Annotated in this window: 14 protein-coding genes; 11 read left to right on the top strand and 3 right to left on the bottom strand. The window is 63.4% G+C overall.

Annotated elements, in window-relative coordinates:
• Complete coding sequence (locus B2828_RS14565; RefSeq protein ID WP_479634497.1) at positions 1–1,002, top strand: M48 family metalloprotease; 1,002 nt, start codon at positions 1–3, stop codon at positions 1,000–1,002.
• Here the strand turns inward: B2828_RS14565 and hrpA are convergent.
• Both hrpA and B2828_RS14555 read right to left on the bottom strand, forming a co-directional pair.
• Positions 973–4,926 carry an ATP-dependent RNA helicase HrpA gene (gene hrpA / locus B2828_RS14560; protein ID WP_479634496.1) on the bottom strand — a complete coding sequence of 1,318 codons (3,954 nt, stop codon included), beginning with the start codon at positions 4,924–4,926 and terminating at the stop codon, positions 973–975. The genes B2828_RS14565 and hrpA overlap by 30 nt on opposite strands.
• Before the next feature lie 243 nt (positions 4,927–5,169).
• A complete protein-coding gene (locus B2828_RS14555) occupies positions 5,170–5,586 on the bottom strand; it encodes a thioesterase family protein (protein ID WP_479634495.1) in 417 nt (138 codons plus the stop codon).
• Between the two features lie 173 nt (positions 5,587–5,759).
• Between B2828_RS14555 and B2828_RS14550 the strand changes: the two genes are divergently transcribed.
• From B2828_RS14550 to B2828_RS14530, 5 genes are all read left to right on the top strand, one after another.
• The gene (locus B2828_RS14550; RefSeq protein WP_479634494.1) at positions 5,760–6,371 is read left to right on the top strand and encodes a TetR/AcrR family transcriptional regulator; all 612 of its coding nucleotides are present in this window, start codon (positions 5,760–5,762) and stop codon (positions 6,369–6,371) included.
• A gap of 14 nt (positions 6,372–6,385) precedes the next feature.
• Entirely contained in the window at positions 6,386–8,437 is a 2,052-nt protein-coding gene (gene shc / locus B2828_RS14545) for a squalene--hopene cyclase (RefSeq protein ID WP_479634493.1), read from the top strand.
• Positions 8,438–8,727: 290 nt separating this feature from the next.
• On the top strand, positions 8,728–9,600 hold the full coding sequence (gene nadC / locus B2828_RS14540) for a carboxylating nicotinate-nucleotide diphosphorylase (protein ID WP_479634492.1): 873 nt from the start codon (positions 8,728–8,730) through the stop codon (positions 9,598–9,600).
• Between the two features lie 20 nt (positions 9,601–9,620).
• A complete protein-coding gene (locus B2828_RS14535) occupies positions 9,621–10,418 on the top strand; it encodes a biotin--[acetyl-CoA-carboxylase] ligase (protein ID WP_479634491.1) in 798 nt (265 codons plus the stop codon).
• Between the two features lie 85 nt (positions 10,419–10,503).
• Positions 10,504–11,304: an OB-fold protein gene (locus tag B2828_RS14530; protein WP_479634490.1), complete on the top strand. Its 801-nt coding sequence runs from the start codon at positions 10,504–10,506 to the stop codon at positions 11,302–11,304.
• Positions 11,305–11,325: 21 nt separating this feature from the next.
• Here the strand turns inward: B2828_RS14530 and B2828_RS14525 are convergent, their stop codons facing one another.
• The gene (locus B2828_RS14525) at positions 11,326–11,637 is read right to left on the bottom strand and encodes a hypothetical protein (RefSeq protein WP_479634489.1); all 312 of its coding nucleotides are present in this window, start codon (positions 11,635–11,637) and stop codon (positions 11,326–11,328) included.
• 478 nt (positions 11,638–12,115) lie between these two features.
• Between B2828_RS14525 and eno the strand changes: the two genes are divergently transcribed.
• From eno to B2828_RS14500, 5 genes are all read left to right on the top strand, one after another.
• A complete protein-coding gene (gene eno / locus B2828_RS14520; RefSeq protein WP_479634488.1) occupies positions 12,116–13,393 on the top strand; it encodes a phosphopyruvate hydratase in 1,278 nt (425 codons plus the stop codon).
• Between the two features lie 162 nt (positions 13,394–13,555).
• The gene (locus tag B2828_RS14515) at positions 13,556–13,900 is read left to right on the top strand and encodes an FtsB family cell division protein (RefSeq protein ID WP_479634487.1); all 345 of its coding nucleotides are present in this window, start codon (positions 13,556–13,558) and stop codon (positions 13,898–13,900) included.
• A 10-nt stretch (positions 13,901–13,910) separates the two neighbouring features.
• Positions 13,911–14,420: a hypothetical protein gene (locus B2828_RS14510; RefSeq protein WP_479634486.1), complete on the top strand. Its 510-nt coding sequence runs from the start codon at positions 13,911–13,913 to the stop codon at positions 14,418–14,420.
• A 30-nt stretch (positions 14,421–14,450) separates the two neighbouring features.
• On the top strand, positions 14,451–15,488 hold the full coding sequence (locus tag B2828_RS14505) for a mevalonate kinase family protein (protein ID WP_479634485.1): 1,038 nt from the start codon (positions 14,451–14,453) through the stop codon (positions 15,486–15,488).
• Positions 15,485–16,318: a UTP--glucose-1-phosphate uridylyltransferase gene (locus B2828_RS14500; RefSeq protein ID WP_479634484.1), complete on the top strand. Its 834-nt coding sequence runs from the start codon at positions 15,485–15,487 to the stop codon at positions 16,316–16,318. The genes B2828_RS14505 and B2828_RS14500 overlap by 4 nt, the downstream gene beginning before the upstream one ends.
• Positions 16,319–16,467 lie beyond the last annotated feature (149 nt).

The raw sequence follows: 16,467 nt of genomic DNA, 5'->3' as shown, positions 1-16,467 counted from the left end.
ATGTCGAACGGACTCTCCCCCGAAACCCTCACTCTTCCCAAGGAAAAAACCTACCTTTTCCTGGTCCTCCTCGTTTCCCTCGTTTGCTGGCTGGCTCTCTTGATTTCCATCGTCGGAATCCTCTACGCCCTGGCCTTTGGCGTGTTTCTCTGGTTTGGCCACGGCCTCTTGATCGGGCATCTCCGCTCCGAGGGCGTGCGGGTGAGCGAAGAGCAGCTCCCCGGCTTGTACCACACGTTCCTGGAGGTCGCTTCCGAGCTTGGGGTCAGGCACGTTCCCGAGCTTTACATCCTGCAATCCGGCGGGCTCCTTAACGCCTTTGCCACCCGCTTTTCGGGGCGCGATTTCGTGGTGCTTTTTTCTGATATGCTGGAAGCCCACGGCGAGGACTCCCCGCGCATCCGCTTCATCCTCGGCCATGAACTCGGACACATCAAACGCGGCCACATCGTCAAGCAGCTCTTCCTCCTGCCGGGCAGCCTCGTGCCGCTGCTCGGTGCGGCTTACCGCCGGGCCTGCGAGGCCACCTGCGACCGCCATGGGGCCCTCGCCTGCGGCAATATCGACGGGGGCATCGAAGCCATGATGGCCCTTTCCGGCGGCAAGGTGGCCGGGCTTTGCATGAGCCCGGATTCCTTTGCCCGGCAGCACCGGGAGCACCGCGGCTTCTTTGTTTCGCTGCACGAGCTGACCTCCGGCTACCCGACCCTTTCCCAGCGCGTCGCCCAGTTGATCTCCTTACGCGACGGCTCCCCCATGGTCCGGGGCGGGCGGCATCCGCTGGCCTATTTCTTCGCCATTTTCACCGCCGGAGGGCGCGGCGGCGGGGCGAATGTCCTCGTGACTGTGGCGATTGTGGCCATGCTGGCGAGCCTGGCCGTGCCCGCCGTGGCGCAGGCTCAGAAGCGGGCCAAGGAAATCCAGGCTCAACAAAAAGCCCTGCACTCGCAAACGATCCCGGGCGTTCCGACCTCACCGAACGGCTCGACCGGCGTCCGCTAGCGCACTCAACCGCTGGGCTGAGGCGGGCTGGGCCGTGCCGAGCTCCTGGGCGAAAAGGCTGACCCGGAATTCCTCCAGCAGCCAGCGGTAGGCTTCCCGGTTTTCCGGTGGGATGGTCTTTTCCACCTCGCCGCCGGGTAGAAATGGAGCCAGCGAACGGGCTTTTTCCCGGTCTTTGGTCAAATAAAGTGGGCTGATCGAGGCGCGCTCCGCCCGGAGCTGGACGGCCCGCAGGTAGCGCGGGAGGTGGTGGAGCTGGGGATGCGGCGTCTGGTCGAGGAAATCGGCGGGCACGAGGCGCTCCAGGTCCTCCTCCAGGCCTGGGTAGCGCTTGGGCGAGGCGAGGATGGTGGCGCGGGCTTTGAGGACCGTCCCGGCCAGGTCGCTGACGCGCCGGGCAAGCAGCGGCAGATCGCGCCGGGCGGTTTCGAGCATCGCCTTGAAGCGCGCCTCGGTGAGCGGCCGCAGCGGTTCAAGCCGCAGGGCGTGGCGGGTGAGGTGCCGGTAGGCGCTTTGCGGGAGCGCTTCGGCGGAGGCCGGGGCCTCTGCGGCGGCGTTTTTGGGCGCACCGGCCTTGGGCGCGCTGAAACGGACGGAAAGCTGGTCGAGCGCCGCGCCAAAGGAGACCGGCTTATTCGCCGCTCCGGGCGTGGCGGTTCCCCCCACGTGGCGGGCCATGCCGCGCAGCTCTTTTTGCAGCCAGGCCAAGTCCCGGCCCAGCGCGGCTTCGGCTAGGCGCCGGACGCCTTCTGGGGTCACGGCATCCGCCTCGGCCCGGGTGCGGAAGAGCCGCAGATCCGCCGTTCCCGGCGCATCGCCCGGAGCGAGCCCGGGGTAGGCGAGCAGCGGCGCGCCGCCGATTTGCTCCACCACGGTCGATTCCGGCAAGTCGCCGAAGGACCACGCTGTTAGGGCCGGTTTTTCCCAGCGGCGCGCGGCCTTTTCCCAAGCGTCGGACTGTACATCCTGCGAATCGAGCGTGGCGCGCACGGCATGCAGATCGCGCCCGGCGGCCAGTGGCTGGTTCTTGCGGTCCACCACCTCCACGCGGGGGCGCAGATAATCGGGGAGCGATTTCCAGTCCTCGGGCTGGATATCGACGCCGTATTTGCGCCGGATGAGCGCCGCCAGCGCCGCCGGGAGGTCGTTCCCCTCGGGCCGGAACTCGGCGACCAGCGCGGCCACCTTCGGCTCCAGCGGCATGAGCTGCTTGCGGACGCTCTTGGGCAGCGAGTGGAGCAGCTCGCCAATCTGCTCCGTGCGCAGCCCGGGCACCATCCATTGCAGCTCCGCCGGGGTCAGGCGCTCGGCCAGCGGCAGGGGGATGCGCACCGTCACGCCATCCTCCTCCTCGCCGGGGTTGTAGGCGTAGGCGAGCGGCAGCACGGAATTGCCCAGGTCAACGTGATCCGGGAACGCCTCGCGGTCGTAGGCGAAGTGCTCGGCGTCCATGAGGTCCTCCTCCGTGGCGCAAAGAAAGCGCGGCTCGGCGGTGATGCGTTCGCGCACGAGGCGGTTCAAATCATGCACCGAGGAGACGCCTCTGATTTGCTCCGCGTAGAAGCGGAAAAAGGCTTCATCCAGGTCGTGGACCCGGTGGCTGCGCACCTTGGTCAGCGCCGATTCGATGCGTTCGCGCAGGGCCTGGTTTTCCGAGAAAAAGCGCTGGTTCAGCCGGACGTCGCCGCCGACGAGCGCCCCCCGGATGAAAATTTCCGTGGCCGCCGCCGGGTCGATCCGCCCGTAGTCGACCTGCCGCTTGAAGACCTCCAGCCCGTGCAGCAGCACCCGCTCCCAGACCAGCACGCGGCCCGCCTTGGCACTCCATTGCGGGTGAACGTAGCTGAATTTGCAGAGATGCCCGCCCAGGTCCACGATCCACTCCGGCTCGATCCGGGCCACCGTCCGGGCGAAAAGCTGCGAGGTCTGCACGATCTCCCCCGCGACGATCCACTCCGGCTGGCGGCTGCCGGGGGGCTTGGGAGCGCCGGGCCGGGCGGCGGGCGGCGCTTTGGGTTTACGCTTCTGCATCCGCTCGTAGAGGCCGGAGCCGGGGAAGAGCGTCACCGCGCGGCTGCCGCAGGCTTTGTAGGCGTTGCGCTCCTCGCGCTGGGCCACCTGGCCGATTAGGCCCGCGAGGATGGATTCGTGGACCGCCGCGTAGCGTTCATCCTCGGGGCTGATGCGCGGGTTACGTTGGTCGCGGTCCCGGGGCTCCCGCTCGCGGCGGGGCAGGGGACGGCGTGCGCCGGTTTCGCGCATCGTCTCGGAAAGCTGGCGGTAGATGTCGCGCCATTCGCGCATCCGGGAGAGGGAAAGGTAGTTGGCCTTGCAGAACCGGCGCAGGGCGTTGCGGCTGGTGTGGACGCTCGGGCCGTCGGCTGCCGGAGCGGCGTTCCAGAGGTTGAGCAGCGTCAGGAAATCCGACTCGGGGTGCTCGAAGGTCTTGTGCGCGGCGGCAGCTGCTTCGCGGGCATCCTCCGGGCGTTCGCGCGGATCGGGAACGCTCAGGCCCGCCGCCACGACCAGCAGCTCGTCGAGCGCCCCGCGCGTGCGGGCTTCCAGCAGCATCCGGCCCAGCGTTGGGTCGAGCGGCAGGCGCGCCAGCTCGTGCCCCAGCGCGGTGAGCGTCCAGCAGCCACCCTCCCCCTCCAGCAGCGCGCCCAGCTCCTGCAAAAGCTGGTAGCCGCCCCGGATGGCCTGGCCCAGCGGCGGGTTGAGGAAGGGAAACGTCTCCACATCGCCGAGCCCGAAGGCCTTCATGCGCAGGATGACCTCCGCTAGGTTGGCCCGCTGGATTTCCGGCTGGGTGAACCGGGGGCGTTTCTCAAAGTCCTCCTGCGAGTAAAGCCGGATGCAGAGCCCCTCGCGCACGCGGCCCGCGCGGCCCGCCCGCTGGTTGGCGCTGCTCTGCGAGACGGGCTCCACCGGCAGGCGCTTGGTGCGCGTGCGCGGGTTGTAGCGGCTGACGCGTGCCAGGCCGGTGTCGATCACCACGGCGATGCGCGGGATCGTGAGCGAGGTTTCGGCGATGTTCGTGGCCAGCACCACGCGGCGCTTCGGCCCCGGGGAGAAAATCCGCTGCTGATCGCCCCCCGCGAGGCGGCCGTAAAGCGGCAGCACCTCCGCCGCGGAGCCGAGGCGATCTTCGAGCAGCTCGCGGGCCTCGCGGATGTCCCGTTCCGTCGGCAGAAAGACCAGCACGTCGCCGTCGTCCGTTTCGATAAGGGCATCCTCCGCCGCGCGGGCCGTTCCTTCGACGTAGCTCTCTCCCCCGGCGTCTTCATTTTCCTCGGCGCTGGCTTCCCCGAGGGGCTGGTAGCGGATATCCACCGGGAAAAGCCGCCCGGAGACCTCAATAATCGGCGCGTTGCCGAAGGCCTTCGAAAACGCCTCCGTGTCGATGGTCGCCGAGGTGATGATCACCTTTAAGTCGGCCCGTTTTTCGAGCACCCCCTGCAAGTGGCCCAGCAGAAAGTCGATATTCAGCGAACGCTCGTGGGCCTCGTCGAGAATAAGCGCCGAGTAGGAGCGCAGCAGCGGGTCGGACTGGATTTCCGCGAGCAAAATGCCGTCCGTCATGAACTTGACCTGCGTTTCGCGCGAGGTGTCGTCGTTGAAGCGCATTTTGCACCCCACCTCGCGGCCCCAGGTCACTTTAAGTTCCTCCGCCACGCGGCGCGAAATGCTCATCGCCGCCACGCGCCGGGGCTGGGTGCAGCCGATCCGCCCCTTCTGCCCAAGGCCCGCCTCCAGGCACATTTTGGGGAGCTGCGTCGTTTTGCCCGAGCCGGTCTCGCCCGCGACGATCAGCACGCGGTGCCGCCGCAACGCCGCGACGATCTCCTCCCGCCGGGCCGTAATGGGCAGGTCCGGTGGATAGGCGATGGCTGGAATGGCGGGCGTCGGGTGCAAGCCGGTCACTCTACCCCCGCCGTGGGAGGATGAAAACCTGGAAAAGCGGGGTAAATTAAAGCCGAATTTTTATCAGATCCCCATGGCCCGCAGAGGGGGCTCCACGCAACATGAAAAAAGGGGGGATTCTATTCTCACGCAAAGGCGCAAAGGCGCAAAGAGGGGAAACTCTTGTTCTGGTCTTTTTTGCGCCTTTGCGGCTTTGCGTGAGCCCTCTGCCTTTTTTATAGGATACCTATTCCCTTTTTGCGCCTAAACCTGCCCCGCCGCCTGCCGTTTCCGCGCCCCGGCCAGCAGGCGTTCGGAGGAAACTCGGGCCCGTTTGTGCGTGGCCCGGCCGATTTCGCCTGCCGCATCGGTGGCGACGACGTGGAAAACGTAGAGCACCCCGTCGCGGCCGACATACCTGGCTTGGATCGTGACTTTGCCCCCCGCGAGCGTCGCGGCAGTGTGGGTCATGTCGATCGTGGCTCCTGCGGAAAGTTCGCCCGGCCCCAGGATCGGTTTCATCACCCGGGCACAGGCCAGCTCCATCAGGCCGATCAGCTTCGGCGTGGCGAACACCGCGGGAAATACGTCTGAGGGATCGGGGGCCAGGGAACTGGCGAGGTCGCCTTCGCCCACGGTCCATTCGACCCGGGCTGAATCGTTGAATTGCAGTTCGCTCATGGCTCATTGTAGGCCGATCCGCGACGATTTTTCACCCTTAATCCGCGTCTAAATACGGGCCCGGAATTCCGCCCCCGGGGGAACCCTTAAAACAGCCTCAATCTCCTGCCGCTGTGATGGTTTTAATTGACACTCGGCTCAATCTTAAAGAAAAGAGCGAACGTTCATTCTCCATGCCAACCCACGTGATTTCCACTGACGAACGCCGCTTTGAAAAGCGCCGGGCCATCCTTGATGCCGCCCGGCGGTGCTTCATTCGGCATGGATTCGACGCCACCGGAATGGCCGAGATCTGCGAGGTGTCGGGAATGAGCCCCGGAGCCCTTTACCGCTATTTCCCGAGCAAATCGGCCATCATCCTGGCGATTGTCGACGAGGCGGGGAAAGTGCTGCTTCCGGTTTACGAGGAGCTGCTGGAAAGTTCCGACCCGCTGGAGAGTGTCATCGGGTTCGTGCTCAGCAGTATCCGCTATGTTTGCAGGCCCGTGGAGGGGCGGCTCTGGCTGGAGATCGCGGCCCAGGCCTCCCGTAACGACGAGATCCGCCGGGCGTGGCTCCTGGTGGACCGACAGATGCGCAGTATCCTGAAACGCTTGTTGCACGCCTCCATGCAGCAGGGCCAAGTCTCGCCCGGGCTGGATCTGGAGACCTGCTCCATCTGGCTCAATGCCCTCATTGACGGCGCCATCGCACGGAAAGCGGTGGACCCCGCCTTTGATTTGGAGTCGACCTTGGGCGCTTTGGCTGACGGAATTCGGAGCACCTTATCTTCCTCCAGGGCGTGAAAACTTCCCTTTCTATGAATTACACCTGCAATTTGCGCGATGCCGCCGAGGCATCGGATGCCCCGGAGCTTACCGAGGCCAGCCCGATCCGGTCCACGGTCGACGGGACCATCGGCGAGGCCCTGGAATGGCTTAAGGACGAGCAGCAGAAAGACGGCTTCTGGGTCGGCATGCTGGAGTCCAACAGCTGCATGGAGGCCCAATGGGTCCTGGGGATGCATTTTCTGGGCATTAAAGACGACCCGAAGCACGAGGGCGTCCTGCGCGCGATCCTGCGTGAACAGCGCGAGGACGGTTCCTGGGAAGTCTTTCACCACGCCCCGATGGGGGACATCAATACCACCGTGGAGTGCTACGCGGCCCTGCGCTGCTCCGGCTACGCCGCGGACGCCGCCCCCGTGCGCAAGGCCCGGGAGTGGATCCTTTCCCACGGCGGACTGCGCAAAATCCGCAATTTCACCCGGATCTGGCTCTCGCTCATCGGCGAATGGCCCTGGGAACACACCCCGGCCGTGCCGCCCGAGCTGATCTGCGTCCCGGTCGGCGCGCCCTTTAACCTTTACTGGTTCGCCAGCTGGGCCCGGGCCACCATCGTCCCCTTGGCCGTGGTCTCCGCGCGCACGCCCGTGCGGCCCCTGCCCGAGGGGTGTCGCCTGGATGAACTCTTTCCGGGAGGCCGGGAGAAGTTTGACTACTCCATGCCCAAGCGGCTCAAAGGCTTCTGGCCCACGTTCTTCCGCTTTGGGGAAAAAATGCTCCACGCCTACATGAAGAGCAGCTGGAAGCCGGGCCGGGAGGAAGCCATCAAGCTTTGCCTGGAATGGATCATCAAGCACCAGGACGCCGACGGCGCTTGGGGCGGCATCCAGCCCCCGTGGATCTACAGCCTCATGGCCCTGCACGTAGAGGGCTATCCGCTTTCCCACGCCGTCATGCACCGGGGCCTGGACGCCTGGAATCACCACTGGTCCTACGAACGCAACGGCGCCATCTACCTCCAGGCCAGCGAATCGCCCGTGTGGGACACCGTGCTCACCATGCAGGCGCTCCTGGATTGCGGCGAAACCTTTGAGACCTTCCCGGGCCTCGCCCCCGCGCTCGATTGGGTGCTGGAGCACCAGATCCTCGTCAAGGGGGACTGGGCGCTGACGGTCAAGGGCGTCGAATGCGGCGGCTGGGCCTTCGAGCGAGCCAACCTGTACTACCCCGACCTGGACGACACGGCGGTGGCGCTCATCGTCCTCGTCCGGATTCTGAAAATCGCCCCCAAGGAGTTCCATCGCCGGATCGAGCGGGCCATTCTCCGTGCCGAGGTATGGGTCAAGGCGATGCAATCCTCCAACGGCGGTTGGGCTGCGTTCGATAAGGACAACGACAAGTGGGTTCTTACCCGGATTCCCTTTTGCGACTTTGGCGAAGTGCTCGACCCGCCGAGCGCCGACTTGACCGGCCACAAGCTCGAAGCCCTCGGCCTCATGGGCTACACGCTCAAAGACACGGTCGTTAAAGCAGCCGTCGATTTCGTCATGAGCGAGCAGGAGCCCGAAGGGAGCTGGTTTGGCCGCTGGGGCGTCAACCACCTTTACGGAACGGCCCTCGTGCTGCCGGGCCTGCGCGCCGTCGGCTTTGACATGAACGACCCGCGCATCCAGAAAACCGCCGCATGGCTCGCTTCCAAACAGCGGGAAGACGGCGGCTGGGGCGAATCGTGCGAATCGTACATGGACGACTCGATGCGGGCCTCCGGGCCGAACACCCCTTCGCAGACCGCCTGGGCGTTGATCGGCCTCCTGGCCATCGGCAACCCCAAGTACGACGCCTCGATTCGCCGCGGCGTGCAGTGGCTCACCGATCACCAGCACGACCGCACCTGGGACGAGCCCTACTACGTCGGCTGCGGCTTCCCCGGCTACGGCGTCGGCGAGCGCATCAGCATGAACCGCGACACGGCGCTGCTGGCCCAAGGGCGGGAGCTTAGCCGCGGCTTCATGATCAACTACAACATGTACCGTCACTACTTTCCGCTTCAGGCCCTGGGGCGCGCCCGGGACTATTTTTCAGAGTAACCGGGGGGCGAAAATCCGCGGGTCTGTGGGTCCGGAAAAATATTTTGAACAATCGTCTTTTATTTTGAACGAACCGCAAGGGGCCCTGTCTTAATTACCGTTGAGGGGGTGATTCGGGCCGTGCGCGGGTTTTTAAATGAAGGGGTTTGTTTTTACCGTGCGCGGCCCGAATCCATTTTCTCCTAAAAGCTGAATTTCGCGGAGCATCCTAAGTGCTCCGCTTTTTTTATGCCGTTTTACCCTGTTTTCCGGGTTGCGATGCGGCCCGCTCCAAGGTAGGCAATGGAGGCATGCCAGATTCTCACGCCTCCAACCCCGCCATTGCCCAAGTGATTCGCGCCGCGCTCGCCGAGGATATCGGCCCCGGTGACGTGACGTGTGCCTACTTCGTTGACCCCGCCCAGAAGGGGCGCGCCCGCATCTTTGCCAAGCAGGAGGGCGTGGCTGCCGGGGTGGCGCTCGCCGCCGAGGTCTTCCGGCAGGTCGATCCCCAGTTGGAGGTCCAGATCGTCAACCCGTGCGGCACGAAAGTAGCGCCCGGCACCGTTGTGCTGGAAATCGCCGGTTCCGTCGCCTCCATCCTGACCGCCGAACGGACGGCGCTCAATTTCATCCAGCAGCTCTCCGGCGTCGCCACACTCACCCGGCATTTCGTGGACGCCGTGGCGGAGGTTCCCGGAGCCCGGGCGAAGATCCTTGATACCCGCAAGACCACTCCCGGCCTGCGCCTCATCCAGAAGGCGGCGGTCAAGGCGGGCGGCGGCACCAATCACCGCATCGGCCTCTACGACATGGCCATGGTCAAAGACAACCACCTGGCCGCCCGGGACGACCTCGATTTTTTGCGCAAAGCAATCACCCGGCTGCACGCCGACCACCCGGAGATCCGCGTGGAACTCGAAGCCGACACCGTGGAACAGGTCCGGGGCTTCCTGACCCTGGAGGGCGTGGCCGTCATCATGCTCGACAACATGTCCATTGAAGAGATGAAGACCTGCGTGGCCCTGGGGGCGGGGAAAGTCGTCTTCGAAGCCAGCGGCGGCGTCAATTTAAAGACCGTCCAGGCCATCGCCTCCACCGGGGTGGACTTTATTTCCATCGGCGCGCTGACCCACTCCGCCCCGGCGGTCGACTTCTCGCTGGAGTTGAAGCGGGAGCGGTAAGCGCCTATAAAACCTTCCCTATGGACACCCCCCTTTCTCCCGAAGCCATCGCCGCGCGGTTGCCCTCCTCCAGGCGCATTGGGCGGGAAATCCAGGTGCTTGCGGAAACCACCTCCACCAATGACGTGGCGGCCCAGCTCGCTCGCGCCGGAGCCCCCGAGGGGCTCGTCATCTTTGCCGAGACCCAGAGCGCGGGTCGGGGCCGGATGCAGCGCAAGTGGGAGTCCGCGCCGGGCGAGGGACTCTGGTTTTCCGTGCTGCTGCGCCCCACGTGGCCCTTGGCCGACTGGGCCCGGCTGACCACCTGGGCAGGCGTGGCCGTCGCCCGGGGGCTGGAAGCTGCCCTGCCCGGTTGCCATGCCGGGATCAAGTGGCCCAACGACATTCACCTCGGCGGACGGAAAGCCGTCGGCATTTTGGCCGAAAGCGCACCGGGCCCCGAGGGCTGGGCCATCGTCGGCATCGGCGTGAACGTCAACCAGACCGCCTTCCCCGAGGAAATCCGCGGCCTGGCCACCTCCCTGCGCCTTGCCGCTGGTTCGCAAGCCGCCCCGCTGGACCGCAACGCCGTCGCCGCCGCCCTGCTCGGGCAGCTTGATGCGCTTTACAACATTTTGGAGCGGAACTTCACCTCCATCGTCGTCGAGGCGGGGGCCCGCAGCGTGCTTTTGGGCCGCTCCGTCATGGTGCACGACCCGGCTGGCCCCTATGAAGCGCAAGCCGAGGGGCTGGAGGCCGACGGCGGCCTGAGGGTTCGTTTGCCCGACGGCTCCGTGAAAGTCATCTGCACCGGGGAAGTCAGCGTGCGTAGTTTGTAAGCCCGAAGGGCCGCCGGGTTTTTGTTTGACCTGAAAATTGATTACCCGATAGTGTTGAACGCAGGTTATCAAAGGTTCAAACACCATGCGTCATACCGTAAGTCTAGCGGCGGTTATTTGCTCATTACTCATGTCGCAGGCTCTTTGGGCGCAGCAGACCGTGGAGGAGTGGCAGAAAAAGACCGTCGCCGATTTTCCCGACATCGGGGTCAGCGGATCGCCGATGAACCTCAAATTCATCCAGATCGTCAACGCCTTGCGGGTTTCGAATCCGGCGTTTTTTAAAACCTCCAACTGGCCCTACCTCATCGCCCAGCAGATTGCCGGGCCCAAGCCTTCCGAGTCGGCCATCATTCCCGGGCTCGTGGAGGAAAAAAAAGCCGAGATCCCCTCCGACAATGCCGAGAGCGTTGTGGACGTTCGTAAGTTGGCGGAGGACTTCAAAACAGGCCAAAGCGTCGCCAAATACACCGGCAAAAGAATCACGGTGAGCGGCGAAATCCAGCGGATCGCCCAGCCCGAGAACTCCGTGAGCGCCGCCTTTGTCTATTTAAAAACCGGGGACGGCCTTCCGAGCGTCAAGGTCGAGCTCAATAAGATGAAAAAGTACGCCGCCAACGTCATCAACGGCAGCACCATCCAAGGAAAAGACGGGTACGAGTTCCGGGTCAACGAAACCTCCTTGGAGGTGCGCTCCCATGAAACCCGCTCCACCTATAGCCCCATAAAGCACCACCACCGCAGCGACTCGGTAAAAAACGGCACCTGGGTCCCCATCATCAGCAAAGGCGAGGTCATCAAAATCGTCGGAACATGTAGCGGGATGACCTACGGAATCACCCTGACCGGCGCCGAACTGCAACGGGACAACAATGATCTGCCCTAGCGTCCAAGGAGCGGGTAGTTTTTACCCCTCTTCCGGTTCGAAAATGAGCAGCCCCGAGTTGGTGGTGACGACCACCTTTTTAGGCTTGGGCGGGGGCGCTCCGAACGGCAGGAACCGCTCGGAGGTGATGTGGTTGCTGAGCAACAGCGAAAGCGATGCCTCTGTAGCGAAGGGCAGCGGATACTGCGCCTTGGAAAAAAGATCCGGGGTGTTTTCCACCGTCGCAAAGAGGGGGAAAGCGTAATCCACGTGCACGGCCTGGAGCTCCAGGCAGCAGGCGGAGATGTTGGTCAGTTGCAACACGGAAATAAGCAGATAGTCGAAGGCTTCCACTCGCAAAAGAACATCGCCGTGCGGACGAATCTTCCGGTAGCGGCAGATATTTTGAGCGTAATAGGTGGGGTTGTAATACAGCCTTGGGGCAGGGTCGGGACTTCCGTTCGTTCTTTGGATCATAAGCCTGTGCGCACAGGCAAAAAAGAAGGGCGCGACCCGAGTCGCGTTGGCATTGAAGGCCCTGAGAAGCCCGAAACCAAAACGCGCCCGAGCCGCGCCGAGGTTTCGGCGTGGCTGGAAACGTTGGTTTCGGAAAATTTCTCAGGTTTTCAATGCCCAACTTCTGCCAATGCAGATTTTTTAAGATGTAAGGTGGTACTATTGCAGAACGCTTGCGTAGCGTCAAACTTTCCTCAATCACCGCCTTTTTCCTGAGTTCCTCAAGTTCCTGATAAAATCTCCCCCCACCCGAACGAAAAGAATTGACCCGACCCCGCCGTCCCTGAAAACTGCCCACTTTCTTTTAAACCAGATTATGTCTTATATCTCCGAAATCATCGCGCGCGAAATCCTCGACTCGCGCGGCAACCCGACTGTTGAAGTCGACGTGAAATTGGTTAGCGGCGCCGTGGGTCGCGCTGCCGTCCCCAGTGGCGCCAGCACCGGCGAACACGAAGCGCACGAGCTTCGCGACGGTGACAAGGGCCGTTACCTCGGCAAAGGCGTCCAGAAAGCCGTTGCCAACGTCACCAACGTCATCGCTCCCGCCCTCGAAGGCTTCGACGCCCTCGATCAAGTGACCATCGACAAGACCATCATCGAACTCGACGGCACCCCGAACAAATCCAAGCTCGGCGCCAACGCCCTCCTGGCCGTTTCCCTCGCCACCGCCCACGCCGGTGCCGCCGAACTCGGGATTCCCCTCTTCAAATACATCGGCGGACCCAACGCCAAGGTTCTGCCGGTCCCGATGGCCAACATTTTGAACGGCGGCGCGCACTCCGACGCTCCGATCGACTTCCAGGAATTCATGATCATCCCGAAGAGCGCCCCGACCTTCTCGGAAGCTCTCCGCCAGATCACCGAAGTTTTCCACTCCCTCAAGAGCGTGCTCAAGAGCCGCGGCCTCTCCACCGCCATCGGTGACGAAGGCGGCTTCGCTCCCAAGCTCGACTCCGCCGAGGACGCCCTCGACTCCATCGCGCTGGCCGTCAAGAACGCGGGCTATGAATTCGGCAAGGACATCTTCGTCGCCCTCGACGCCGCTTCCTCCGAATTCTACGACGCCGAGAGCAATCTCTACGTCTTCAAGAAGTCCGACGGCTCCAAGCGCACCGGCGCCGAACTCGTCGACTACTACAAGGCCCTCGTCGCCAAGTACCCGATCATCTCCATCGAAGACGGCTGCGCCGAAAACGACTGGACGACCTGGAAGCTCCTCACCGACGCGCTCGGCGACAAGATCCAGCTCGTCGGCGACGATCTCTTCGTCACCAACGTTGACTTCCTGCGCAAGGGCATCGCCCAGGGCGTTGCCAACTCGATCCTGATCAAGGTCAACCAGATCGGCACGCTCACCGAGACCCTCGACGCCATCGAAATGGCCAAGGAAGCCCGCTACACCTCGGTCATCAGCCATCGCTCCGGCGAGACGGAAGACACCACCATCGCCGACATCGCGGTGGCCACCAACGCCGGCCAAATCAAGACCGGTTCGCTCTCCCGCACCGACCGTATCGCCAAGTACAACCAGCTGCTCCGCATCGAGCAGATCCTCGGCGAGAACGCCATCTACGGCGGCAAGCTCAAGTAATAGCTTTTCTCCAGTAGACCATGGTTTTCATGGCGGGCGGCATTCTTTAAGGGATGCCGCCCGTTTTTTGCCTTGGCTAATTCGATAAGGTGGCGTTATTTTAGCAAAATACCCCCAGAGTTTCGGGATTACGCCGGGAATCATGTAACTTTCTAACCGCACGTGAACGGGACCTCCTATGGCGAAATTGAGCGTGGACGCAGCGACAGCGCGTTCCAGGTACTCAACCGTTTCCTGATCTTCGTGATCATCCTCGGCGTGTGCGTTGGTGGGGTGATCATGTCGGTCCCGATTATCAAGCAGTACCGGGAGCAGAGCGAGAAAATCAGGCGCCTCCAGAATGACCTTAGCCGCGAAAAAGCGCTCAACACGCGGCGCATCCGGGAGGAGCAGCTCCTCAAAAACGACCCGGCCTACCTTGAGATTGTTTCCCGCGACCGGCTCGACGTGATGAAACCGGGTGAGACCATCATCCACCTCGATCCGCCGAAGAACGGGAAGAACTAGTCCTTTTTCAATGAAGTTTCGTTGCGTCGCGTTTGCGTTTTTGTTGTTCGGTAGTTCTGCCGCTTACACCCAGGTTCAGCTCAAGCCCTTCCGGCCCGGCACTCCCACCGCGCAGGCGAGATCGCTCGCCGGGGCGTGGAAGGGAACGTTTATTTTCGAGCGGAAGGAAAACGGAGGGAGGGAAGAAGTGACCTACCTCATCGAGATCGGGCCCGACATGGGCACGCTGAAAGTGACCGCGCTGCCGCCCTTCAGCAGCGATCCCGATTCGCGCCTCTCTCCCCTTACCGAGGGGGCCATCCCGGCGGATTGGGACGGCGAATTCCTCCGAGCCCATTCGCAGAAAGGCTTCCAGGAGGGGAAGGCCGACGTCCTGATTTTTAAAAAATACATCCTGCGGCCCGGCGCCGACGAACGCCACCTCGGCGTCAGCTATGAAGTGACCCTGAAGAGTACCTCCCGCCGCAGCGAGCGCAGCGACACCGTGCGCGGCCGGGGCGAGCTGGTTCGCATCCGCTAGGCTTTTTTCTCCCCTCTCTTTAAATCTCCCATGATCATACGCACCCTCTCGTACCCCAGGGCCGGCCTTATCGGCAACCCTTCCGACGGTTACTACGGCAAAACCATTTCCGCCTGCTTCAAGGGCTTCCAGGCCTCCATTGAAATGTGGGAGAGCCCCTCGATCGAGCTGGTCCCGAGCCGCCGCGACCACTCCGTTTTCGAAAGCATCGAGAAACTGCACCGCGATGTGAAGCTGCACGGGTATTACGGAGGATTCCGGCTGCTCAAGGCGACGATCAAGGTCTTTTACGATTACTGCCTGCGCTACGGCATCGAGCTCGACGGGCGCAAGTTCACCCTGCGCTATAGCTCGGACATTCCCTCCCGCGTCGGCCTCGCCGGGTCGAGCGCCATCATTACCGCCTGCGCCCGCGCGCTCATGGCCTTCTACGGCGTCTCCATTCCGCGCCACCTGCTGGCCAACCTCGTCTTGAGCGTCGAGAACAACGAGCTGGGCATCCCCTCTGGGCTCCAGGACCGCGTGGCCCAGGCCTACCAGGGCGTGGTGTTCATGGATTTCGACCGCAAGTACCTCGAATCGCGCGGCTACGGCGAATACACCCTGCTCGCTCCCGATCTACTGCCCCCCCTTTACGTCGCCTACCGTGCTGAGCTTTCCGAGGGGACGGAAGTCTTCCACAACGACATCCGCGCCCGCTGGAAGGCCGGGGAGAAGGAGGTCGTGGACGCCATGGCGTTTTGGGCCGACTTGGCCGAGCAATTTAGAGCGGGCCTGCTCAAGGGGGACGTGAAGCTCCTCCACCAGCTCATGGACGCCAACTTCGACAAGCGCGCCTCGCTCTATGACGTAGGCGAGGGCAACCGCGAACTGGTGTCTACCGCTCGCAAGGCCGGAGCCAGTGCCAACTTTGCCGGAAGCGGCGGGGCGATCGTCGGCATTTTCGATGGCGACGAAGGCTTTGCCAAACTGGAGAGCGCCTTTGCGCCCAAGGGCATCCGCGTCCTGCGCCTCAGCCTCACCGAGCCGCTCTGCGACAAGCAAGCCTTCCCCGCCACCGTCCGATGAAAGCAGTTCTTCCCGCCGCCGGTTGGGGCACCCGTTTCCTGCCGATTAGCAAAGCCGTCCCGAAAGAGATGCTCCCGCTCGGAGCCAAGCCGGTAATCCATTACGTGGCCGAGGAGGCCGCCGCCGCCGGTTGCACGGACGTGCTCATCATTATCAACCAATCTAAGGAAGCCATCCGGCGCTACTTCGAGCCCGAGCCGTTTTTTGAAGGCATCCTGGAGCGCGCGGGCAAGCTGGAGGCCCTGGCGGAGTTCCGCAGCCCGGCCGGGCTCGCCCGCTTTCAGTTCGTTTACCAGCCGGAAATGCGCGGCCTGGGGGACGCGGTGCTGATGGCGCGTGAATTTGTGGGCGACGAACCCTTCGCCGTCATGCTGGCCGATACCGTGATCGCCGGGCCTTCGCCGCTGGGCCGCATGGTCGAGCTGGCGCGCACGCAAGGCCGTTCGTGCGTGGCGCTGGAGGAGTGCCCGGAGGAACGCGTTTCGCGCTACGGCATCGCTGGGGGGCTCGTGGAGGCTGACGGGCTCTTCCGGCTCGACGCGATGGAGGAGAAACCCGCGCCGGAAAAGGCCCCCCGCCTGCGTCGCGACGACGGGACGCAACTGCCGCCCCATGCCTTTGCCGCACGGTACGTTTTTACCCCTGCCATTTTTGATGCGCTGCAAGATTGCCCGCCGGGCCGCAATGGCGAGATCCAGCTCACCGACGCCATGCGCACGGTGATGGAAAAAGAGGGCTTCTACGGCGCGCGCCTGGGCGGCAAACGGCTCGACATCGGCAACCCGAAGGGGCTCATCGAGGCGAATACCAGCCTGGAAGCGCTCGGGTAGAGCTACGAGCGGATCATCGTCAGCAGTATCTTGAAGCGAGTGAGCGCCTTGAGGGCGTGGGGTACTTAATTCTCGTTACGAATCTCCAGATTCCCCACCCCTGCGAATCGGAGATTCGCTCCCAATGGCGTTCCCAATCTGGAGATTGG

The organism is Spartobacteria bacterium UBA695, from assembly GCA_002298145.1.
Taxonomy (GTDB): domain Bacteria; phylum Verrucomicrobiota; class Verrucomicrobiia; order Chthoniobacterales; family Chthoniobacteraceae; genus UBA695.
This window is presented reverse-complemented; position numbering and strand designations above follow the sequence as displayed.

What these genes read in the sequence shown, in the direction of transcription:
- nadC (WP_479634492.1), top strand. Translation starts at nt 8,728, where the DNA reads ATGCCAGATTCTCACGCCTCCAACCCCGCCATTGCCCAAGTGATTCGC.
- B2828_RS14535 (WP_479634491.1), top strand. Translation starts at nt 9,621, where the DNA reads ATGGACACCCCCCTTTCTCCCGAAGCCATCGCCGCGCGGTTGCCCTCC.
- B2828_RS14505 (WP_479634485.1), top strand. Translation starts at nt 14,451, where the DNA reads ATGATCATACGCACCCTCTCGTACCCCAGGGCCGGCCTTATCGGCAAC.
- B2828_RS14550 (WP_479634494.1), top strand. Translation starts at nt 5,760, where the DNA reads ATGCCAACCCACGTGATTTCCACTGACGAACGCCGCTTTGAAAAGCGC.
- B2828_RS14565 (WP_479634497.1), top strand. Translation starts at nt 1, where the DNA reads ATGTCGAACGGACTCTCCCCCGAAACCCTCACTCTTCCCAAGGAAAAA.
- B2828_RS14500 (WP_479634484.1), top strand. Translation starts at nt 15,485, where the DNA reads ATGAAAGCAGTTCTTCCCGCCGCCGGTTGGGGCACCCGTTTCCTGCCG.
- eno (WP_479634488.1), top strand. Translation starts at nt 12,116, where the DNA reads ATGTCTTATATCTCCGAAATCATCGCGCGCGAAATCCTCGACTCGCGC.
- B2828_RS14530 (WP_479634490.1), top strand. Translation starts at nt 10,504, where the DNA reads ATGCGTCATACCGTAAGTCTAGCGGCGGTTATTTGCTCATTACTCATG.
- B2828_RS14555 (WP_479634495.1), bottom strand. Translation starts at nt 5,586, where the DNA reads ATGAGCGAACTGCAATTCAACGATTCAGCCCGGGTCGAATGGACCGTG.
- shc (WP_479634493.1), top strand. Translation starts at nt 6,386, where the DNA reads ATGAATTACACCTGCAATTTGCGCGATGCCGCCGAGGCATCGGATGCC.
- B2828_RS14510 (WP_479634486.1), top strand. Translation starts at nt 13,911, where the DNA reads ATGAAGTTTCGTTGCGTCGCGTTTGCGTTTTTGTTGTTCGGTAGTTCT.